The following is a 3,879-nucleotide window of genomic DNA, read 5'->3' as shown; positions in this document are numbered from 1 at the left end:
CCCCACCCCGCTCGCGCTTCGCGCGATCGACCCTCCCCCTCCAGGGGAGGGTAAGCAAAACCTACATCGGCCGATACGCGCGCACGTCGGCCGGCACGTTCACACCGAGCTTGATCTGGCCGACGGAGTGGATGATGTCGTCGCCGAGGAGCTGGGCGAAGCAGGCATAGCCCCAATCGTTCATGTGTAGGCCGTCGGCGATGACGAAGCCCTCGACCGGGATCGCCTGCTTCTCGTGCCACTCGCGCATCACCTCGAAGCGCGGGAAGATGCCGACGTGACGGAGCTCGGCGACCTTGCCGAGCAGCTTCACCATCTTGCCCGCGCTCTCGGCGCGCTTGTTGACCGCCGGCGAATATTGCGGATCGACCAGCACGATGTCGGCGCCGCCCGCAGCCTGGATGCGGGAGATGCCATCCTCGACTATCTTTGCGGTCTCGCCGGGATCGAGGTTGCGCAGCACGGCGTTGGTGCCGACCTGCCAGATCACCATATCCGGATGCACGTCGATCACCTGCGTCTGAAGGCGCTTCATCATCTCGGGCGCATCCTCGCCACCAACGCCGGCATTGACGACGGTGATGTCGGCAGTCGGATAATGCCGGCGCAGCTGTGCGGCGAGACGATTCGGATAATTGAACTCCGGCGAACTCGCACCGAATCCTGCGGTCGACGACGAGCCGAACGCGACGATGACGACGGGCTGGCCGGCGACGAGCTTGCTTGCGACATGCGGCAGCGTGCCCATCGCCTTCGAGCCGCCCTTCGGCGGCAGACAGGGCACTCGGCTGAAGATGTCGCCGGCGGACTTTGCGACCTCCTTCACCTTGTCGATGGCACGCGCGGTGATGCCGCGCTGGTCGGGAGACGTTGCGGCGACGGTGGTTTGGGAGGACGGGGCGGAAGCGGGATCAGCCGGCGGCGCGGGCGCGGGCGTCGCCTGTGCGGCTTGCGTCTGCGCGCGCAGCTGCGAAGCGGGTGCCAGCACCAGCAGCATTGCTGCTGCGGGCGCAGCCAGCCATGACGTCAGACAAAAAGGGCGGAGAGAACTCATTAACGCTAGACCTCAATTTTGCTGCTGGGCCGGCTCCAGATGGGCAGCGTCGATCACGAATTGTGCCAACGCCCGGCCAAGGCAATCATGAACCTGTTTCGCCAGCTCAGGCCCGCGGGACGGGTTGAACAGGTCGAACTGGCCCTGATCGTTCCACTGCCGCATGATCGCGAAACGGTCGAACAGTGGGATGTCGTGCTCCTGCGCCACCACGCGCATATTATCGAGAAAAGGCTGCGCCGCGATCATGGTTTCGGTGCGCGGGCTGTACTGCAAATTCATCAAGACGACGTCAGCCCCTGTCTTTTGCAAAGCAGTAACCCCTTCGGTTACTGCGCTGCGAAATTCGTCGGGATCGATGGATCGAATAGCATCCACGGTCCCGGTCTGCCAGATGACCAAAGTAGGCGTTTTTGCTTCCATCAGCTTAACGAAGGTGGCGGCGGTCTCCTGTGCCGTCCTCTTGCTCTGTATTTCTACGGAGACGTGCACCGCTCCCGGGGGCGGCAGCTTGTCCTTGAGGCTCACCTCCATGCGTGCCGGATATGAGCTGCTCTCCGAGGAAGGAATCGTGGTCGAGCGGCTGCCGATGACCAGAATCTCGAGCGGTTTGCCGGCCTTGACGGCGTCGGCGACCTTGGGAAGCTGGCTTTCGCTGGTGAGCAGATAGGGCGGCAATTCGCAGGCCGCGGGCGCGGCCGGAGCGGCAGACGCAGCATCGCCCGCGCGCGCCATGGGCGCGGCGAGACCACCGCATAGCAGGATCAGGCTCAGGAGAACCTTCGCCTTCATCAGCCCCCTCCCGCCAGATCGGCGTTGCCGACGGCGTTTTTGGTTTTCGCACCGCTCTTGTCAGCTACGCTCTTGTACCACGAAATGACCCAGGCCACCCCCCACATGATCAGGATTCCGGAGAGACTAATCAACGCATGCATGGCTGCGCCGCCGGAGACCTCGGCCAGGATGAAATGGCCGGCGAAGGCCAGGAAGACGCCGAGACAGAAGATCTCGAGGGAATGCTGCCCACATAGGATCAGCGGCCGCAGCCAGCGCGATTTCAAGCCCGGCCAGGTCCGCGGCAGGAAGCGCACGGTGAGCGCGGCCAGCGCCAGGAAATGGGTGAAGCGCAGCACGTCGAGATCGGTCTTGTCGATCGGATACATCCACTGCTCGATGCGCTTCGGCATGAGGTGACCAAGCTGCGGCACGTACCAGGTCAGCGTCACGTAGAACGCCGCGACCAGATAAGCGATCGCAATCCACATCGTCACCGGTGAGGCCAGGATGCGCGACATGCGTCGCGCACCGCCGAACGCGCACCATGCACCGAAGACGAAAAGCAATTGCCAGGCCAGCGGATTGAACGCCCAGAAGCCGTTCGGATAGGCCGAGAAGTAGAGGTCATATTCCCAGGTCACCGCGTAGAGCACGACCGAGAGGCCGAGCGTGATGTCGGGCTTCCACTTCATCGACCACAGGATCAACGGCAGCGCCAGCATCAGCACGATGTAGAGCGGCAGCACGTCCATGTTGACGGGCCGGAAGCGCAGCAGCAGCGCCTGCACGATGGTGACGTCGGGCTGCTTGAGGAAATCCATGATGCCCATCTCTTCGGTGTAGAGCGGGTTTTCGAAGCTGGTCGCCACATAGGAAATCTCGGCGAGGAAGATCGTGAACAGGAAGACGTGGGCGACGTAGATCTGCCAGACGCGCCGCAGGATGCGCGCGGTGGCGATGACGACGCCGTTTTCCAGCATCGCCCGGCCGTAGACGAAGGCGGCGGTGTAGCCGGAGATGAAGATGAAGATCTCGGTGGCGTCGCTGAAGCCGTAATTGCGGATGGTGAACCAGGTCAGCAGGCTGGTTGGCAGATGGTCGATGAAGATCAGCCACAGCGCCAGCCCGCGGAACAGATCGAGCCGGAGTTCGCGCTCGCCGATGGCCGGCAGCGTGATGGCCGGCGCGGCGGCCCGCGGCTTGGTGCCTGCGGGTTTGGCACCCGCGGTTCCCGCGATCGTCGATCCCGTCACTTGGTCGGCAATGGTCATCGGGGGCCAAAAACCCTTCCGCAAATCGCGACGTTCAATGGAGTTTACCGTTCCAGCCGTCGTCCCGCAAAGCGGCACGATCACATAAGGGTGTCTTCCCTTGGGGGAGTCCTTCCCCGCGAATTCTGGCGGGACGATGTCGCCAAAGCCGTCTCCAGGGTTTGGTTCCCCGGGCGGATTTCGGTATGATGGCGGTTATGTACCGCGCCGTGACCCGCCAGATCGAAGTGACCGTCGAGCCGAACTTTGTTCCGGAGCAGTCGTCGGCCGACCGCTCCCGCTATTTCTGGTCCTACACCATCGTCATCACCAATTCCGGCGACGAGACCGTGCAGCTGAAGACGCGGCACTGGATCATCACCGACGCCTCCGGCCGCCAGCAGGAGGTGAAGGGCGAGGGCGTCGTCGGCGAGCAGCCGATCCTGGCCCCCGGCGAGCGCTTCGAATACACCTCCGGCGTACCGCTCACGACCGCCTCCGGCTTCATGACCGGCCGCTACCAGATGGTCAGCGAAAGCGGCGAGCGCTTCGAGATCGACGTGCCGACGTTTTCGCTGGACAGCCCGGACTACAAGCGGGTGTTGAATTAGGGGCGGGCCTCGGTGCCGTAGGGTGGGCAAAGCGAAGCGTGCCCACCATTTCAGTCGCCGCGGATAAGATGGTGGGCACGCTTACGCTTTGCCCACCCTACGAGATCGGAGTTCTTGGCAAGCAGCCTGCCCCATCGTCATGTATGGACGGCCCCCTCTCGGCAAGGGCTTTTTGGTGCTTCAGCAA

General features: G+C 63.4%; 4 protein-coding genes. 1 reads left to right on the top strand and 3 read right to left on the bottom strand.

Going from position 1 to position 3,879, the window contains the following annotated elements:
* Positions 1-61: 61 nt before the first annotated feature.
* The 3 genes from AAE027_RS39335 to AAE027_RS39325 are packed head-to-tail and all read right to left on the bottom strand — an operon-like array spanning position 62 to position 3,102.
* On the bottom strand, positions 62-1,054 hold the full coding sequence (locus AAE027_RS39335) for an SGNH/GDSL hydrolase family protein (RefSeq protein ID WP_370991154.1): 993 nt from the start codon (positions 1,052-1,054) through the stop codon (positions 62-64).
* A 12-nt stretch (positions 1,055-1,066) separates the two neighbouring features.
* A complete protein-coding gene (locus tag AAE027_RS39330; protein WP_370991155.1) occupies positions 1,067-1,846 on the bottom strand; it encodes an SGNH/GDSL hydrolase family protein in 780 nt (259 codons plus the stop codon).
* Positions 1,846-3,102, bottom strand: a complete 1,257-nt coding sequence (locus AAE027_RS39325) for an OpgC domain-containing protein (protein ID WP_370991156.1) — start codon at positions 3,100-3,102, stop codon at positions 1,846-1,848. Before AAE027_RS39325 ends, AAE027_RS39330 begins: the two co-directional genes overlap by 1 nt.
* A gap of 197 nt (positions 3,103-3,299) precedes the next feature.
* Between AAE027_RS39325 and apaG the strand changes: the two genes are divergently transcribed.
* Entirely contained in the window at positions 3,300-3,692 is a 393-nt protein-coding gene (gene apaG / locus AAE027_RS39320) for a Co2+/Mg2+ efflux protein ApaG (RefSeq protein WP_128936886.1), read from the top strand.
* Positions 3,693-3,879 lie beyond the last annotated feature (187 nt).

It is taken from the genome of Bradyrhizobium sp. DN3, assembly GCF_041357655.1.
Taxonomy (GTDB): domain Bacteria; phylum Pseudomonadota; class Alphaproteobacteria; order Rhizobiales; family Xanthobacteraceae; genus Bradyrhizobium.
Note: the sequence above shows the minus strand (reverse complement) of the source record. Positions and strands in the feature narration are given on the sequence as shown.

Coding starts and splice junctions, on each gene's coding strand:
- AAE027_RS39325 (WP_370991156.1), bottom strand. CDS start 3,102: ATGACCATTGCCGACCAAGTGACGGGATCGACGATCGCGGGAACCGCG.
- AAE027_RS39335 (WP_370991154.1), bottom strand. CDS start 1,054: ATGAGTTCTCTCCGCCCTTTTTGTCTGACGTCATGGCTGGCTGCGCCC.
- AAE027_RS39330 (WP_370991155.1), bottom strand. CDS start 1,846: ATGAAGGCGAAGGTTCTCCTGAGCCTGATCCTGCTATGCGGTGGTCTC.
- apaG (WP_128936886.1), top strand. CDS start 3,300: ATGTACCGCGCCGTGACCCGCCAGATCGAAGTGACCGTCGAGCCGAAC.